At 58.7% G+C, this 15,679-nt stretch carries 12 protein-coding genes; all 12 read right to left on the reverse strand.

Translation table 11 applies throughout. The features are described from left to right. Nucleotides 1-6: 6 nt before the first annotated feature. The 12 genes from leuD to LPB19_RS16085 are packed head-to-tail and all read right to left on the reverse strand — an operon-like array spanning nt 7 to nt 15,541. Complete coding sequence (gene leuD, locus LPB19_RS16030) at nt 7-645, reverse strand: 3-isopropylmalate dehydratase small subunit (RefSeq protein WP_206643879.1); 639 nt, start codon at nt 643-645, stop codon at nt 7-9. Nucleotide 646: 1 nt separating this feature from the next. Continuing rightward, nucleotides 647-2,059, reverse strand: coding sequence for a 3-isopropylmalate dehydratase large subunit (leuC, locus tag LPB19_RS16035; protein WP_206643880.1), 1,413 nt, complete (start codon nt 2,057-2,059; stop codon nt 647-649). Nucleotides 2,060-2,069: 10 nt separating this feature from the next. Then, complete coding sequence (locus tag LPB19_RS16040) at nt 2,070-2,501, reverse strand: isopropylmalate isomerase (RefSeq protein WP_228289139.1); 432 nt, start codon at nt 2,499-2,501, stop codon at nt 2,070-2,072. Further along, complete coding sequence (locus LPB19_RS16045) at nt 2,491-3,081, reverse strand: isochorismatase family protein (RefSeq protein WP_206643881.1); 591 nt, start codon at nt 3,079-3,081, stop codon at nt 2,491-2,493. Before LPB19_RS16045 ends, LPB19_RS16040 begins: the two co-directional genes overlap by 11 nt. Next, entirely contained in the window at nt 3,078-4,955 is a 1,878-nt protein-coding gene (locus LPB19_RS16050) for a hydantoinase B/oxoprolinase family protein (RefSeq protein WP_206643882.1), read from the reverse strand. The genes LPB19_RS16045 and LPB19_RS16050 overlap by 4 nt, the downstream gene beginning before the upstream one ends. Before the next feature lie 4 nt (nt 4,956-4,959). Then, nucleotides 4,960-7,032: a hydantoinase/oxoprolinase family protein gene (locus tag LPB19_RS16055; RefSeq protein ID WP_206643883.1), complete on the reverse strand. Its 2,073-nt coding sequence runs from the start codon at nt 7,030-7,032 to the stop codon at nt 4,960-4,962. A 37-nt stretch (nt 7,033-7,069) separates the two neighbouring features. Next, nucleotides 7,070-8,335: a DUF1329 domain-containing protein gene (locus LPB19_RS16060; protein WP_206643884.1), complete on the reverse strand. Its 1,266-nt coding sequence runs from the start codon at nt 8,333-8,335 to the stop codon at nt 7,070-7,072. 10 nt (nt 8,336-8,345) lie between these two features. Further along, nucleotides 8,346-10,025 carry a DUF1302 family protein gene (locus LPB19_RS16065; protein WP_228289140.1) on the reverse strand — a complete coding sequence of 560 codons (1,680 nt, stop codon included), beginning with the start codon at nt 10,023-10,025 and terminating at the stop codon, nt 8,346-8,348. 13 nt (nt 10,026-10,038) lie between these two features. Then, the gene (locus tag LPB19_RS16070) at nt 10,039-12,429 is read right to left on the reverse strand and encodes an efflux RND transporter permease subunit (protein WP_206643886.1); all 2,391 of its coding nucleotides are present in this window, start codon (nt 12,427-12,429) and stop codon (nt 10,039-10,041) included. 2 nt (nt 12,430-12,431) lie between these two features. Next, nucleotides 12,432-13,421, reverse strand: coding sequence for a WD40/YVTN/BNR-like repeat-containing protein (locus LPB19_RS16075; RefSeq protein WP_206643887.1), 990 nt, complete (start codon nt 13,419-13,421; stop codon nt 12,432-12,434). Further along, a complete protein-coding gene (locus tag LPB19_RS16080) occupies nt 13,411-14,340 on the reverse strand; it encodes a hydroxymethylglutaryl-CoA lyase (protein WP_228289141.1) in 930 nt (309 codons plus the stop codon). The genes LPB19_RS16075 and LPB19_RS16080 overlap by 11 nt, the downstream gene beginning before the upstream one ends. Nucleotides 14,341-14,344: 4 nt before the next feature. Next, complete coding sequence (locus LPB19_RS16085) at nt 14,345-15,541, reverse strand: CaiB/BaiF CoA transferase family protein (RefSeq protein WP_206643888.1); 1,197 nt, start codon at nt 15,539-15,541, stop codon at nt 14,345-14,347. Nucleotides 15,542-15,679 lie beyond the last annotated feature (138 nt).

Raw genomic sequence — 15,679 nt, forward strand, 5'->3', positions numbered from 1 at the left:
ACATCGTTAATCCTGAAACAGCCACGGCTCCAGTTTCTTGCGGTTCAGTTCATATTGACGCACCGATTCCGCGTATTCCAGTGTTCGGCCAATTTCATCCAGTCCGCTCAACAGATTTTCCCGGCGACCACGATCGACCACGAAAGTCCAGATCCGATCACCGGCACGGATCTCACACGCATCAAGGTCAACGGTCACTGCCAGCTCGGGCAAGGTCTGCGCGAGAACGTTGAGTTCATCAATGACGGTGTCATCGAGAATGATCGGCAACAGCCCGTTGTTGAAGCAGTTGTTAAAAAAGATATCGCCGAAACTCTTTGCCAGCACAACGCGGAAACCAAAGTCCCGAAGTGCCCACACCGCATGTTCCCGGGAGGAACCGCAGCCGAAATTGGCCCCGGCCACCAGAATACTTGCCTGGGAATATGGCGACCGGTTGAGGATGAACTCAGGATTCGCACGCCGCTCGGCAAGCGGGGTATCCACATCCCCCGAATCCAGATAGCGCTCATCGTCAAACAGGAAATCCCCGAACCCGGTTTTTTCCAACATTTTCAGATACTGCTTGGGCAGAATGGCATCGGTGTCGACATTGTCCCGGTCAAACGGCAGGAGGGTGCCGGTATGCTGGGTGAAAGGCTCCATGTTACAACTCCCTGACGTCGGTAATTTCACCGGTAAGAGCAGCGGCAGCTGCCATGACGGGACTGGCCAGATGTGTTCGACCACCTTTGCCTTGCCGGCCTTCGAAATTGCGGTTTGAGGTGGAAACGCAGCGCTCTCCGCTGGACAGGCGATCATCGTTCATACCGAGGCACATGGAGCAGCCGGCGGATCGCCACTCGAAACCTGCTTTTCTGAAGATGGTGTCCAGCCCTTCGCGCTCAGCCTGAAGTCCGACCAGCCCCGAACCGGGCACGATCAGGGCCTGTTGGATGGAGCGATGAACCTTCTGTCCCCGGACCAGATTCGCCACACTGCGCAGGTCTTCGATGCGCGCATTGGTGCAGGAGCCGATAAACACTTTGTCGACGGGCACGCCTTTCAGGGACTGACCGGGCGTCAGCCCCATGTAATCGAGCGCACGCGTCAACGAATTGCGCTCAGCCGGGCTGGCCAGGCTTTCGGGCACCGGCACAGAGCCATCAATGCCGGTGACCATCTCCGGCGACGTTCCCCAGGTGACCTGTGGAACCAGTTTGCCGAGGTCAAACACCTCCTCCCTGTCAAACACTGCGTCCTCGTCCGAGTGGAGACTGCGCCAGTACTCCACAGCGTCCGCCAGATCCGCCCCAGCAGGCGTATGCGGCCGGTCACGCAAGAACGCCTCGGTAACAGCATCAAAGGCCACCATGCCAGCACGCGCGCCCGCTTCGATACTCATGTTGCAGATGGTCATCCGCCCTTCCATGGACAAATCCCGGATAGCATCCCCCGAATACTCGATCGCATACCCGGTACCGCCGGCCGTGCCGATACGCCCGATCAGGGCCAGGATCATGTCCTTGGGAGTAACGCCGAGCCCCATGGGCCCGTCGAACCGGACCCGCATGTTTTTTTGCTTCTGAGTTCGCAGGGTTTGTGTCGCCAGTACGTGCTCTACTTCACTGGTCCCGATACCCATCGCCAGCGTTGCGAAGGCTCCGTGGGTCGCAGTATGAGAATCGCCGCATACGATCGTCATGCCGGGCAACGTCAGTCCCTGCTCGGGCCCGACCACATGGACGATACCCTGCCTCACATCTTCAAGTTCAATCAACGGGATGCCGAAGTGCTGGCAGTTTTCGGTCAGTGTCTCGACCTGCCGCCTGGCCACACGGTCAGCAATCCCAGCGACTCCCAGCTCACGCTTGCGGGTCGGTACCGCGTGATCCGGCACGGCGATGTTGGCGCCGATGCGCCAGGGCTGGCGGTTATTGGTTTTCAGGCCGGAAAAAGCCTGGGGAGAAGTCACCTCATGCAACAGATGCCGATCGATGTATATGAGCGACGAACCATCGTCCAGTTCATCGACAAAATGTCGGCTCCAAAGCTTGTCGTACAGCGTTTGACCAGCCATCTTGATCTCCTCAGTTGTGGCTGGATAGCTGCTCCCGGACTTCAGGATAACTCAGCCATTGGTAGAGTTCCTCGCCTTCGTCGGCGTCAATCCTGAATCCACACCAGCTATCCAGTTGGCCATTCTGCAACGGCTCGATGATGCAGTAAGGACGGGCACAATCGCTGCCCGACAATCCCTTACGAAGCAGCAGGTTTCGGCTCTCATCCAGTGTCGCTTTTGCGCTTGCCGCAGCGTCGGGATCGTCTTTCGCGAGCGCTCTGACGTTGGCCCGGAAGCCGGTCACATACACCTCCCGGTAACTGCGACACACCGCAGGCTCTGCAGCGAGGCGCGCGATAAACGCCTGCCGGTTGTCGCCGTCAATGGTCTCAGTTGGCAATGAGCCGCAGGCAGTTAGAGCGAACGCCAGCCCCAGCATTAGGGATCGTTCAGAACACATGGTTCAGCGCATCTTCCAGCGACAGGACATCCACATACTTGGTGTTGAGGTCTTTCAGGTTGGCAGCGTGGGCATCCATATCCCGGTCACCGCAGGCCTCCCGGACCACCACCGTCCGATACTCATGCTGCAGACAACCCAGAGCCGTGGCCCGAACGCATCCACTGGTAGTCAGCCCGGTTACCACGGCACCATCGGCCCCGGCCTTCTGTAATTGCTGGTGCAAATCGGTGCGGAAGAAGCCGCTGGGCCATTGCTTGGTGATCAGTACTTCATCGTCCCGACGTTCGAGCCTTGGGTCGATGCTCTCGAGCCCGGAGCCGGCCTTCAGCACTTCCAGATCGGGCAGTTTTTCCCGGAAGATCCGAGCCTGGCCGGGCGAGCTGTAAGCCACAGTGGTGAACAGAACAGGCAGTCCTTGAGCGCGGAACCGTTCAAGCAGTACCCGGTTGGCCTTGATGACGTCCCCGCACTCCGCAGCCAGAGGGCTGCGGGTGGGGTCGGTAAATCCAAGACTCATATCAACCACAATCAGGGCGTACCTGTCGGCCTTTGCCAGGACGCGAGTGTCCAGACTCATGCCACACCTCCGACACCGGTGGTCCATGTGGGTGTCGCCGGTGCCGGCAGGCCGGTCTCAGTCTCACAACGGGCCTTGATTTCGTCCAGGGTGCCGCCGCGGGAGAACAACTCCGGCTCCTGACGATCCTCGGCCATACTGGCTCGCAACTCCGTTGTGGCAGTTTCATCGACTGCTCCGTCCGCGCTCACAACGACACCGTATCGCCGGGCGCCTTCAACACTCACCAGTCCCTTGCGGACGTCGGCAGCCACCTGGTCAGTGGCTCGCTGCAGGGGATCTCCCCAGCCACCGCCACCCCACGTATCGAAGATCACCAGATCACCCTTTTCAACCTTCACGTGGTCGCACTTGGAGGGCAGAATACGGCGCTCACCGTTGGCTTTGACCAGCTCCTTGCGGCTCCGCTGCCCGGGCGCACCACCGTTTACCCCCCACGGGTAGGTCAGCCAGCGATCGTCGTGGATCGAGATTTCGCCGTCTGCCAGCAGCCGGTAACCCACGCGGATACCGTTACCGCCACGATGAAGGCCAGCACCGCCAGAGTCGGTGATGGTCTCGTAGGTTTCGATGCGAAGCGGAAAATAGGCCTCTACGAACTCGTTTGGCACGTTGGTAAAGCCCGGCCACAGGGAATGGCCGTCCGGACCGTCACCGGCCGGGCGTCCCGGAATTCCGCCAAAGCCGATCTGGAACAACTGGAACCACTCGTTGTTTTCGTCATAGCCGGAATACATGAAGTGGGGCGAATCCGAGAACCCGGCACCACTCATGGCATCCGGAGTGCCCTGCCCCAGGAGGCCACCCATGACGTCAAAGATCCGTCCCAGCAGGTGAGTCCGGCAGGACAAGGCTGCCGGGAAGTTTGGCTTGAGTATGGAACCCTGGGGGATGTTCACTTCAACGAGGTCGTAGAAACCGTCGTTAAACAGGATTGACGGATCAAACAGGTTGATGGTGAACGCCCCGAAGAACATCTTGAACATCTCCTCGTTGAGGTAGAAGTTCACCGAAGACGGAGCCTGTGGGTCGGTCCCCTCAAAATCGAAGATGGCCTTGTCACCCTCGCGCCACATGGTGCAGCGGATGGTGTAAGGCCCCAGTCCCGCACCATCGTCACAGATATAATCCTCAAAGGAACGTTTCTCTTCCGGAACCACATTGCGAATGATTTCGCGCATCGCTATGTAGTTGCGTTCAAGCATCATGCCCAGAGCACTGCAGAACACGTCGTCACCGAAACGTTCTGCCAGTTCGACACAGCGACGCGCGGCAGTACGACAGGACGCAACAATGGCGTTGAAATCCGACTTGTTCCAGCGCGGCATCCGCACGTTGTGAAGGATCAAATCCAGAACGTCTTCGTTCAGCTCGCCCTTCTTGTAGATCTTGACCGGGGGAATCCGGATACCTTCCTCAAAAATGGTCTGCGCATCGGTCGGCAGGCTGCCCGGAACCTTGCCGCCCACATCGGACATGTGACCGAACATGGCCGCCCAGTTAATGAGCCGGCCGTCCTTGAAGATGGGCACCAGAACCAGCCAGTCTGGCAGGTGACTCACCGCCCCATCGCACATGTAGGGGTCGTTGGTCAGGAAGATATCACCTTCCTCGATGTCGCCCTGGTAGGACTGGGTGAACCCGGTAATGAACGAACCAAACTGGCCAACGACCATTTTACCCTCGTGATTGGCGATCATCGGGAAGGCATCACCCTGCTCGCGAATACCCGGCGACATGGCGGTGCGAAAGAGCACGGCGTCCATCTCGTTGCGGGCATTGGCCATGGCATTCTCGATGATATCGAGGGTGACCGTATCCACTTCTACGCGTTCAAGTGGTTTGCTGTTGGGTTGAACGATGTTCGCTGGCATACGATTACTCCTTCCCCTTGTGATCCACGGGTTCAATCAGCAGGTTACCCACCTGGTCGACCTTCGCGTGATACCCCGGAAAAACCACGGTAGTTGAATCCATCTCGGTTACGATGGCGGGACCGGGCACCACATGCCCGGGCCAGAGCTTCTCACGGTCATACAGCACCGCAGTGTGATCCTGACCGTCAAAGTAGATGGGGCTTTCACCCGTGACCGCCGCGCTCAGATCCTGCGCTTTTTCCGCCCATTCCTTTTCATTGATGTTCGGGCGGGGGGCCCGCGCAATGGCGCGCAGATTAACCAGCTCATGCTCTTCATCCAGCGAGAAGCTAAACAGCTGCTCATGCTCCGCGTCGAACGCATCCTGCAACACGCTCAGACCATTGCTACGCAGATCCTCCGGCTCAACCGTCTGGGTCAGCAGCAGCGCCTGTCCCTGGTAGCGCACGTCCGCCTCCCAGGTGATGGTCTGCTGGTCGCCCGGGATGTCCTGTGTCTCCAGTGAATCACTCACCTGCTTGGTGAGTACCTCGAGAATATCCACCACCTGGCTCTTGTCGATATTGGAGAAGCCTTTGATCAGGGAACGGGACGCCTCGTCTTTAACCCGCGTGGTGGCATCACCGTAGGCACAGAGCACCCCCGGTGACGGCGGTACAATCACTGGCCAGGCATCCATCAGAATGCCCAGGGCGTTGGCGTGCAGAGGACCGGCACCACCGAACCCACACAGGGCGAATTCGCGGGGGTCATAGCCCTGCTCGACCGAAATCAAGCGCAGTGCACCGAACATATGCTCGTTGGCAATCCGCACAATGCCTTCCGCCGCCTCCTTCAAAGGAACCCCCATGGCATCCGCCACCTTCTGAACGGCTGCTTCGGCCAGGTCCTTACGGATTTCCATATCCCCACCGAGCCGCTGGTTAGCCGGCAGGTACCCCAGTACCACGTTGGCATCGGTGACCGTTGGCTGATCGCCGCCTTTGTTATAGGCTGCCGGTCCGGGCTCGGCACCGGCACTGTCCGGCCCGACCCGCAGCGCCTTGGTCAGCTCAGGTACAAAAGCGATGGAACCGCCCCCGGCACCAACCGTTCGGACATCCACCGAAGGCGCACGGACTGCGACGTCACCGACACGGGTTTCCCGCCGCAGTCGTGCACTGTTGTCCTCAATCAGCGCCACGTCGGTGGAGGTGCCACCCACGTCGAACGTGAGCACCTTGTCGAAGCCGCCCCTGGAACAGAACCAGATGGCACCGGCGACGCCGCCGGCTGGACCGGACAACAGCAGGTTGACGGGCGTGTAGGAGGCCGAATCGCAGGTGGCCAGTCCGCCATCCGAACGCAGGATGGACAACTGGACGTCATCCGCCAGCCGGGACTTGATCTCATGCTCCAGGTGATCCAGATAGCTGGATACTTCCGGACGGACAAAGCTGTTCACCACGGTGGTCTCAGTCCGCTCGTACTCCTGCATTTCCGGAACTACCCGGGAGGAAAGTGATACCGGAATATCCGGCATCACTTCCGCGGCGATGGCCGCGATTTTTTCCTCATGGGCGCCACTGGCATAGGCATTAATGAGAGAGACCGTCAGGGCCTCTATGCCGGAGTCGCGCAGCAATGCGAGTTTCGACCGGATGTCCGACTCGTCCAGCTCCTGGATGATCTCACCCTTGGCACTGACCCGCTCGACCGCCTCGACCGTGTCTTCCAGGGACGCCAGCAGTGGCTGCTTGTTAAAAATCACCCAGCCACCCAGCCCGCCCGGCACAAAGGACCGCGCGATGTGCAGCACTTGCCGGTAGCCCTGAGTAGTGACCAGACCAACCCTGGCTCCCTTCTGGGTCAAAATGGCGTTGGTCGCCACAGTTGTACCGTGCATGACCGAGCGAATCTGTCTCGGATCAATCCCCGATGTACGACAAATCTTCTCGATCCCGTTGAGCACCCCCTGGGACGAGTCGGAAGGTGTCGAAGGCACCTTGGCGGTATACGTCGCACCGGTATCGTCGTTGATGAGCAGTAAGTCCGTAAACGTGCCGCCCACATCAACCCCTAGTCGAAAGCTCATACTTCCTCCTGACAAACGTTTTGGTTGTGGATGGGCATCAGCGCGCTGCTGCCTGCTCCAGCTCTCTCAGACTGATGGAATCACCGTCCACCCCGCCTGTGTTCAGTTTCGCGTTCGGTGCCAATACAAAGATGGTGGCGTGGCGACGCTGGTAATCAATGGTGAAACCGGCGTTGGACACAATGCCACGGTCGCCGTCCTCGGTTTCGATCGTCTTCAGGTTGTAGTTCATCCACTTCCAGAACTCCCCTTTGCGATCATACACATCGGCCATGTAGAAACGCGGGAACTGGGTATCCATGTACATAACTTTCTTGCTGTACGGATGCTCGGGCGGAGCCACGGCCTCGATCACCCACACTTCACGGGGCTCCCACTGATCGGTCGGATTCCAGTACGGTTCGCTATCCAGGTCCACAATCGGGAATTCCGCGTCACCACTGGCGTCCTGATTCCAAGCCGTGGACTGGCTGTTGGCGACAACCAGAATCTTGCGCTTGCCTAGAAGCTTGTATTCCGGATACCAGGTCGGATGGGCGTTGAAGATCTCGATATCGTCATTTAGCTGATCGGTGCCGCCGATGGGATCCATCCAGGTACCACCCGAAAGACGACGGGTACGACGCACTGACTTGATGTAAGCCCAGCTGTCATCCAGCTTCGGGCTGTCATAGCGAACGGTGAACAGGCCAAGACCCCGGATATCCGCCGGATAGGTGGCGTACAGCAGCTGCTTCCACAACACATCGCCATCACCCTCAACGGTCTGTTCTTCACCCAGTCGCCCCTTCATATAGTAGCGGCGCAGCACCCACTCCTGAGTGCGCTCCAGGCCCCGCTCATCATCGACAAACAGATAGGCGAATTCCGGGTAGTCCTGGAAGTTCTTGGTCGGTTGTGCAACGTGGTGGTTCCAGATCAGCTTTTCCGCTGCATGAGGTGTGTTTTCATCCACCTCGGGGAAAGGCATGCCGGCTTTCCAGCCTTCCATCATGCGGGTATCGGGATTGAAAGTTGCGGCACTGGCGTACTGCTCGGTCGCGGCAAGGTAGTCGTCACCGAGGTTAATGGGCTCGGGCGCCTTGAGCGTAATGACCAGGCCTTCCTCGCGAATCAGCCGTTTCTGCAGGTCGGTCAGCAGGGAGTCAATGCTATCCCCGTCAAAAGTATCGGACAGACGCTGATCAAGGTTGCCCGCATTAATTACATCACCCGACTGCAACTCCGCAGCCACCAGATGGCTGGCGCCTGCCAAAAGACTTACAGCCAGAGTCAGGTTCTTCAGGTTTGTTGTGATTGTCATGAGTATCTCCTCAGAACTGGTAAGTCAGACGTGCGGTCAACTGATCGTTGCCGGAGAAATAGCCGAACAGGTTGGTATCGTTGAAGCCCTCCAGGGGACGATCCTGATCGGTTTCGTGCCAGAAAATATCGGCTTCAAGGCGAACCCGGATGTGGTCGCCGTAGGCCATTTCCACTGCGGGAATCACGAACCCGCCGCCGTAGGTCAGATCGGAACCAACCGCGAGGGACGGATTGATCTGGTCGTTGGCGTAATTGGTTGCCAGCACCGCAGTGATGATGCTGCTGAACTCCTTGGTTTCACCGCCGAAACCGGCGAGGTTAACCAGCTGCTCCTCGCGTTCGAAGTCAGTAATCCAGTTGTTGAAAAGCTGAACGGTGAAGAACGATGGACGGCTGGTGCCGAGGAAATCCTGCAGGTCCAGCTGCTTGTCAATGCGGAACATCGAACGCACCAGGCTCTTCTCGGCAATGCCGCAGAAACCCGGGAAGAAGCCACAAGCTTCGCCGGCGCCGAGCCCTGCCGCACCACCGGCAATGCCGACGTTGTAGGGAGCATCCGGGATGTAGGCGATCTCGGTACTGAACACCAGGTCCGGACCCGCGAAATAGTTGTTCGCAGTCACACCAAAGATATCGATGTAGGGGTAGATAAACTCACCGGCCGCAGCTGGGTTGCCTTCATACTCGTACGGGTTGGTCTGAAGGTCAGGCCGCCCCGGATTGGTGGCCGGGTTGGGATTCGCCACTGGATTGGGGTTGGGACCGTGGAACCAGGCTACCGAGTAGCCCCAGTCTCCGGCCAGGCCATTCCAACGCAGGCCGTAGGAGTCATCATCCATGTCGGCTTCGGAATGGTCGTAGTTGTAGGGCACGTTGGCGGCGAAGGGTGCGGACGCGAAGGTAATGCCCTTATTCGGGTTGTTGGCCCAGCGACCGCCTTCTACGTCGTAACTGTTGCCACGGTTTTCACCATCATTGAGGCGACCTGGAATGTAGAGGAGCTGCAGGCTGCCATCGAGGTCATCAACCCGCTGTACCAGGTTGACCAGATTGAGCGGCTTGCGAAGCTCCTCATTTTCAGGCTCGAGGAAAGAACGCCAGCGGAAGTCGTAACCATGCACCACGTCCAGTAACTGGAAAAAGTCAGTCTCGCCCCAGACTACCTGCTGCCGACCGACTTTCAGATTCGTAGTATCGGTAATATCGCCCTGAACCCAGAGCTCACGGATCTCCTCATCGTCGTAGACGTCGTCACGCAGATTCACCGAAGAACCTGACGCACCGCCGGTTTGTGCCCACTCATCGGCAACCGCCTGCAGGTCCTTCAGGTAATCCGTGGGAGACTCCCGGGAGATGCGCCCGGTAAACTTGAAACGGGCGTTGCCAAAGTCACGGAACAGGTTGAGCTTGCCGACGGTCCGCGCCATGGAGAGGTCGTAGCGATAGTCATCCCGCTGCTCGCCATCGAAGATATTGGGGCCAGGGCCGATCAGCGTGGGGTTCTCCAGGTTCCACGAAAGATACTCGCGAATGTAGCCGGACACCTCCCAGTCTTTGGTCAGCCAGTCCTCTTCACTTGCGGACACGGTTTGGGGAACGCCAGCCATCGTCGCAGCCACAATGCCAGCTGCCAGAAGCGTCTGCTTCCGATAGCGCCCCTTCAACTCCAGGTTATTTTTCGTTGTCATAGTTTTACCCATTTCATTGCGTGGATTGAGCTAGCGGCCCTGCGCCTTGCTTGGCTTCGGTGCCGGAGGGGCTATCACCAAAAATAAACTTCGGCTGCAGCACCCGGACAAGGGATGGCATCACGAACAGCGATGTGAACGCTGAGACGAGAAGCCAGAGCCCGATCAAGGTGCCCATCTCCGCCTGAAATCGCAGCGAAGACAGGGACCAGAACAGAACGCCCGCGGCAAGCGTCACTGATGTGAGCAGAACGCCGCGGCCGGCAGAAAACAGGGATTGGCGAATAGCCTCGACGGGGTCGGCGTCTGGCTCCTTCTCCAGATACTCTTTCACCGAATCGACGATGTAGAACGCGTAGTCGACGCCCAGGCCGATCCCCAGCGCGACCACCGGCAGAGTACTGATGCTCATGCCAATGCCCTGCCACGCCATGAAGGCAAAGGTCACCACGTTGGAAATAAGCACCGGTACGATGAAGAAGATGCCGCTCGCGGAGGAACGGTAAACCGCCAGGCAGGACAGAATGACCACCAGCAGTGCCAGGGCAATCGCTTCGATCTGATCGGAAAGCAGAATCTCATTCACCGCGGCAATGATGCCCAGCGACCCGCCAGCCAGCCGGACTTCGACGCCATCCAGCGGATTTGCCGCGATGAATTGCTTGATTTGATAGGTAGCCTGACGCAGCGTTTCGCCCTGACGATCACGGAAAAACAGGATGACCGAGCCGTTTTTGAACAGTGGGTCAGCGAACTGGGCCAGGTCGTCCGGAGCAGCGCCCTGCATATAGAAGCTGATCAGCTCACCGTTCTCGAGCTGGCTCGAACCCAGTTCCCGGTAACGGGGGTTACCCTCGTACAGGTTGCGACGTACATCCACGACAATATCCGCCAGGGAAATACTGCCACCTACCTGTGGCAGACGTTCCATGCGCCGCTGGAAACTCTGCATCCATGCCAGCACGTCTGGGCGCTTCAGGGCATCCCGCTCCTCCGCCTCCAGCACCACAAACATCTGCTCAGTGCCGGGATAGCTGGCATTGATCAACGCACTGTCCCGGTTAAACGAGGAATCCTCCCAGAGGATGGGCGAGCCGGTGGTGGCATCGCCGATGGTCAGGTCGGTGGCCTTAAACACCAGCAGGCCCACGGCCACGAGCGTCACCGGCAACACAAAAAAGCGGGCGCGGGTCTCTACCACTCTGACCGCCAGTCCGAGTACCGCACTCAGCAGGAACCGGAGGTTCAGGGGATGGGCATTGCGAAGCGGCGCCTTCACCCAGCTGAGCATCACCGGCGTCAGGATCACCGCCGAAAAGCCGATGGTCATCACCCAGATCGCACCAATGATCGACACTTTCTGCAGCAGCGGAATCGGGGTCAGCACCACACACAGGATCGCGCCCGCATCGGACACCAGACCCAGCAGCCCTGGCCGGAACAGTTCCCGCATGGTCTGCTCAGCCGCTTTCCGTGGTGCCACGCCCTCCCCGTCACACAGATCATCGAAACGGGTGATCAGCTGCACCGCGTGGCTGAAGCAACGAGCGGTAATGATGAAGGCAACCACGATAACCAGCGGGTCGAAATTGAAGCCCAGAAGCACACCAATGCCCAGGGCCCAGATGGTGGACACCACGCCGCTTAGCAACGGCAGCAGCGTACCGCGCCAGGTGCGGTTCAGCAGGAACAGCGCCAGCAGCATCGCACCGAGTGAAATAAGAGAGATGGCGACGGTCTCTTCCAGGAAGAAATCGACCCAGCCATAAAGAATCGGCTCGCCGACCACATGATGGCTTACCTGATCCTTGATAGGAGAGGCATCGAGAATGGCCTGTACCTGAGGGAAGATCTTGCTGTAATCCACCAGGTGATCGTAGAAATCCATCTGGATCAGCGTGGAAGACAGGTCAGGCTCCACATAGATGCCGTAAACAAGCGGGTTATTCAGAATGGCTTCGCGCAGCTCTTCGATGCCTTGGGCGGTTTCGGGAACACCCGGCCACATCAGAGGCACACTTTCTATTCCCATCGACGAGGCGCTGACTGATTTCAGCTTGCGGGACGCCAGTGACACTACCTGAAACGGATTGACACCGCTGACCTTGGCCAGCTCGCGAGTGATGCGCTGGACTTCGGTCAGGATCGGGCCAGTCATGATGTCGCCTGATTTAGCCTGTACCAGAATGGAAACCTTGTTACTTCCACCGAAGGTTTCCTTGTAGGTTTCGTGAACATCCACGTATTCATGATCGCTGGGCACCATGTCGCTGAACACGGTTCGCACATCCATTTTCAGGAGCGTCAGCGCCATAAACAGCGTGCTGATCAAGATCAGGATGGCAACCACACCGCGATGACGGATGCAGAGTTCCGAGAGGGAGCGTGCGAACTGACTGACCATGCCTATTTCTCCTCGCCGCGGGTGGCGGGCCAAGCGTCCCAGCGTCCACCATCAAGTTGACCAATCTCCTGGCCGGCAACCACCACACGGTCGCCGGCAGTCAGTAGGCGCGCGACGTATCCGGTGGTTCCGTTCTCGGGCGTCAGCAAGCGCCATTCGTCACCATCGACCGATTCCAGCAGCACCCCACCATTGCCACCGGCAAGCCAGCGAGAGCCGTCATGGATAACGTCGTAGAGATGTTCAGAGGTAGGCGAAGAAACCGATGTCCAACTGTCGCCGCCATCGGTAGAACGGAAAATCACGCCACCGTTGCCCACGATGACGCCGGTGCCATCAAAAAACGCAACGGAACGGAGACTCTCGTAACCCAGCTCCTCGCCGGACCAACTCTCGCCGTTGTCGTCGGACTGGTAGACAGTCCCGAATTCGGCCGTAATCCAGAGCACACCGTCGTTGTCCCGGGTGATGTCGTTCAGGCCAACATCGCCATCGATACTCAGGTTCACCCAGTCCTCCGCTTCGGCATTGCTGCGAAAGACTGCGCCCATCTCGCCAATCGCAAAGAAACCGTCGCCCAGCCAGGCCACTTCGATCAGTTTTCCGGCGATGTCTGACACCGGCAGCTGCGTGGATTCCCATTGGCCTCCACCTTCCCGGCGGAAGGTCCATCCGCCGTTACCAACCGCCAGAACCAGGCCATCGTCCGAGGTGGCGATCCCCTGAAGGTTGATGTTGTGGGGCATGGAATGACGAGCCCAGGTCGACGGATCCGTGCCCCCTTCCAGCACAACCCCGTTGTTGCCCGCGAACCAGAAACGATCGGAACCGGTAGCGCTCACGTCGTAGAACGTATCCCTGGACTCGCTGAGCGGCTGCGGCAGTGGCAGCGGCTCCACGGAGGGCTTGATGAAAGCGGCGGCGTAGGCCAGTCCGCTGACTACCGCCCAGGGAGCAACCTGCGCTGCGAAGCCGAGCACTTTACCCACCATGGCCGGTTTCCCCGCGCTTTTTCGCGAACTGCTGATCCAGCCACTTGAAGCTCTTGCCCCCCAGCGTCACGCCGGTCAGGTCCTCCGCGAACTTGACGACCGGCACCAGGTCCAACGGCTCAATGCCGGTCTGGTAACCCATGCTGTTCAGGAGCAGGACCACATCCTCTGTTGCCACATTCCCGGTTGCCCCCGGCGAGAAGGGGCATCCCCCCAGACCGCCGATGGAAGCATCGAATTCCCGTATCCCCAGGTCCAGGGCCGCTGTGATATTGGCCAGCGCCATGCCCCGGGTATCATGGAAATGGCAGGACAGATTTTCCGAAGGCACAAACGCAGTCAGCCCACCAAGGACCTCCCGGACCTGTGCCGGATTAGCCGCTCCGATGGTGTCAGCGACAATGATTTTGCTGGCACCGGCCTGCTGCATCTGGCGGCCATACTCGGCAACCACACTGGGTGATACACGTCCTTCAAACGGGCATTCGTAGGCGACGGCCAGGTACGCCTGCACCTCGATTCCTTCGCTGCGACCGCGCTCGACGATGGCGGCGCAGACCTCGGCAGTCTGATCGAGACTCATGCGAATGTTTTTCTGGTTCATGGTCTCGGTGACGGACAACACCACGTTCACCACCCGGGCCCCAGCTTCAACAGCCAGTTCATAGCCTTTCATGTTGGGCACCAGCCCCGCATACCGAACTGCGTCCGGATCCGGCAATTGTCCAAAGAGTTCGGCCGTGCCCGCCATTTGAGGCACCGCCTTGGGCGACACGAAACTGCCCGCCTCGACATTCCGCACACCGGCACGAACCATGGTGCGAATCAGGTCCAGACGCGCATGCGTAGTCAGGGTCTTGCCCTGGCTCTGGAGGCCATCGCGAGGCCCCACTTCGTTGACTCGAATCTCGATGGACATTGCTTTACCCCACAATCTTCTTGGCTTTCAGATCAGCAATGCGCTGATCGTCGTACCCCATACTCCTGAGCACCTCTTCCGTGTGCTGACCCAGCAACGGTGGCGGCGTATAGCTGTCGGAAGAGTCAATGCTCAGCTTGATCGGGTTACCTGGAGCCTTGACGACACCGCCGCCGGCCTGGGGAATGTCCACCACCATGTTGCGGAACAGCACCTGGGGATCAGTCAACGCGTCGGAGAATTTATTGACCGGCGCGCAGGGAATCCGGGCGCCGGAGAGCAGGTCAACCCAGTGCTGGGTGGTGTTGGTCTGAAGCAGTTCGGTGAGAATGGCGTTGATCTTATGCTTGTCGGCGAAACGCCCCGGCTGGGTTTTGTATTTTGGGTCGCGGAATTCGTCGATATCCAGCAACTGAACCAGGTTGTCCCAGAAGCTGTCGAAGATGACCGCAATGATCACGAAGCCATCGCTGGTCTTGTAGGCGTCGTAAGGAACGTGAACGAAGTGGCCATTACCGATGGGCGTCGGATTATCGCCGCTGAGCATGTGCATGGTGGCCATGTAATTGAGCATGCTGATCTGGCAATCCAGCATCGAAATATCAACGTGCTGCCCATAGCCGTTGACTGCCCTTGAGTGCAGTGCAGCCAGTACGCCCATCACCGCAAACATACCGCCACCCAGATCGCCAATGGGGATGCCCGCCCGCGCCGGATGCTCTTCATCGTGGCCGGTGATCGACATACCGCCACCAATGCCCTGCACCACCTGATCGAAGGCCGGGCGCTTGAAGTTCGGGCCGGCCTGGCCAAAGCCCGTGACAGAGCAGGTAATGATGCCCGGGTTGATGCGGGAAAGGTGCTCGTGATCGATCTTGAGCTTGGTGGGAACGCCGGCGGAGAAATTATCCAGCACAATGTCCGCTTCCCGAACCAGGTCGTAGAAGGTTTCCAGTCCTTCCTCGGTTTTAAGGTCGATGCAGACGCTTTTCTTGTTCCGGTTGAGGGTGATGAAGTAGGCGCCCTGGCCGTTGTAGGAATTCTTCGGATCGCTTGCCAACAGAGCCCGGGTGCCCTCGCCTTTAAGCGGCTCTACCTTGATCGACTCAGCCCCCATATCGGCTAGCAGCATGCCCGCATAGGGGCCGGAGAGCATGTGCGTGAGGTCGATAATTCGAACGCCTTCTAATGGTTTGGTCATTTTCGTCAGCACACTATTGTTGGATGGAGTGTTAGCGCCCTTCAGATGTGGGCTTTTTCACTACGCATCGCAAACCGAGTGCCAACTCAGCCAAGATCAGAAGAATTAGTTTTTAACTGCTTATTTTTGTTGGTCTTT

It is taken from the genome of Marinobacter salinisoli, from assembly GCF_017301335.1.
Lineage (GTDB): Bacteria > Pseudomonadota > Gammaproteobacteria > Pseudomonadales > Oleiphilaceae > Marinobacter > Marinobacter salinisoli.

Bases quoted from the DNA above. Each gene is read 5' to 3' on its own strand.
- LPB19_RS16065 (WP_228289140.1), bottom strand. From the start codon at position 10,025: ATGACAACGAAAAATAACCTGGAGTTGAAGGGGCGCTATCGGAAGCAG.
- LPB19_RS16055 (WP_206643883.1), bottom strand. From the start codon at position 7,032: ATGAGCTTTCGACTAGGGGTTGATGTGGGCGGCACGTTTACGGACTTA.
- LPB19_RS16045 (WP_206643881.1), bottom strand. From the start codon at position 3,081: ATGAGTCTGGACACTCGCGTCCTGGCAAAGGCCGACAGGTACGCCCTG.
- LPB19_RS16075 (WP_206643887.1), bottom strand. From the start codon at position 13,421: ATGGTGGGTAAAGTGCTCGGCTTCGCAGCGCAGGTTGCTCCCTGGGCG.
- leuD (WP_206643879.1), bottom strand. From the start codon at position 645: ATGGAGCCTTTCACCCAGCATACCGGCACCCTCCTGCCGTTTGACCGG.
- leuC (WP_206643880.1), bottom strand. From the start codon at position 2,059: ATGGCTGGTCAAACGCTGTACGACAAGCTTTGGAGCCGACATTTTGTC.
- LPB19_RS16070 (WP_206643886.1), bottom strand. From the start codon at position 12,429: ATGGTCAGTCAGTTCGCACGCTCCCTCTCGGAACTCTGCATCCGTCAT.
- LPB19_RS16060 (WP_206643884.1), bottom strand. From the start codon at position 8,335: ATGACAATCACAACAAACCTGAAGAACCTGACTCTGGCTGTAAGTCTT.
- LPB19_RS16085 (WP_206643888.1), bottom strand. From the start codon at position 15,541: ATGACCAAACCATTAGAAGGCGTTCGAATTATCGACCTCACGCACATG.
- LPB19_RS16040 (WP_228289139.1), bottom strand. From the start codon at position 2,501: ATGTGTTCTGAACGATCCCTAATGCTGGGGCTGGCGTTCGCTCTAACT.
- LPB19_RS16050 (WP_206643882.1), bottom strand. From the start codon at position 4,955: ATGCCAGCGAACATCGTTCAACCCAACAGCAAACCACTTGAACGCGTA.
- LPB19_RS16080 (WP_228289141.1), bottom strand. From the start codon at position 14,340: ATGTCCATCGAGATTCGAGTCAACGAAGTGGGGCCTCGCGATGGCCTC.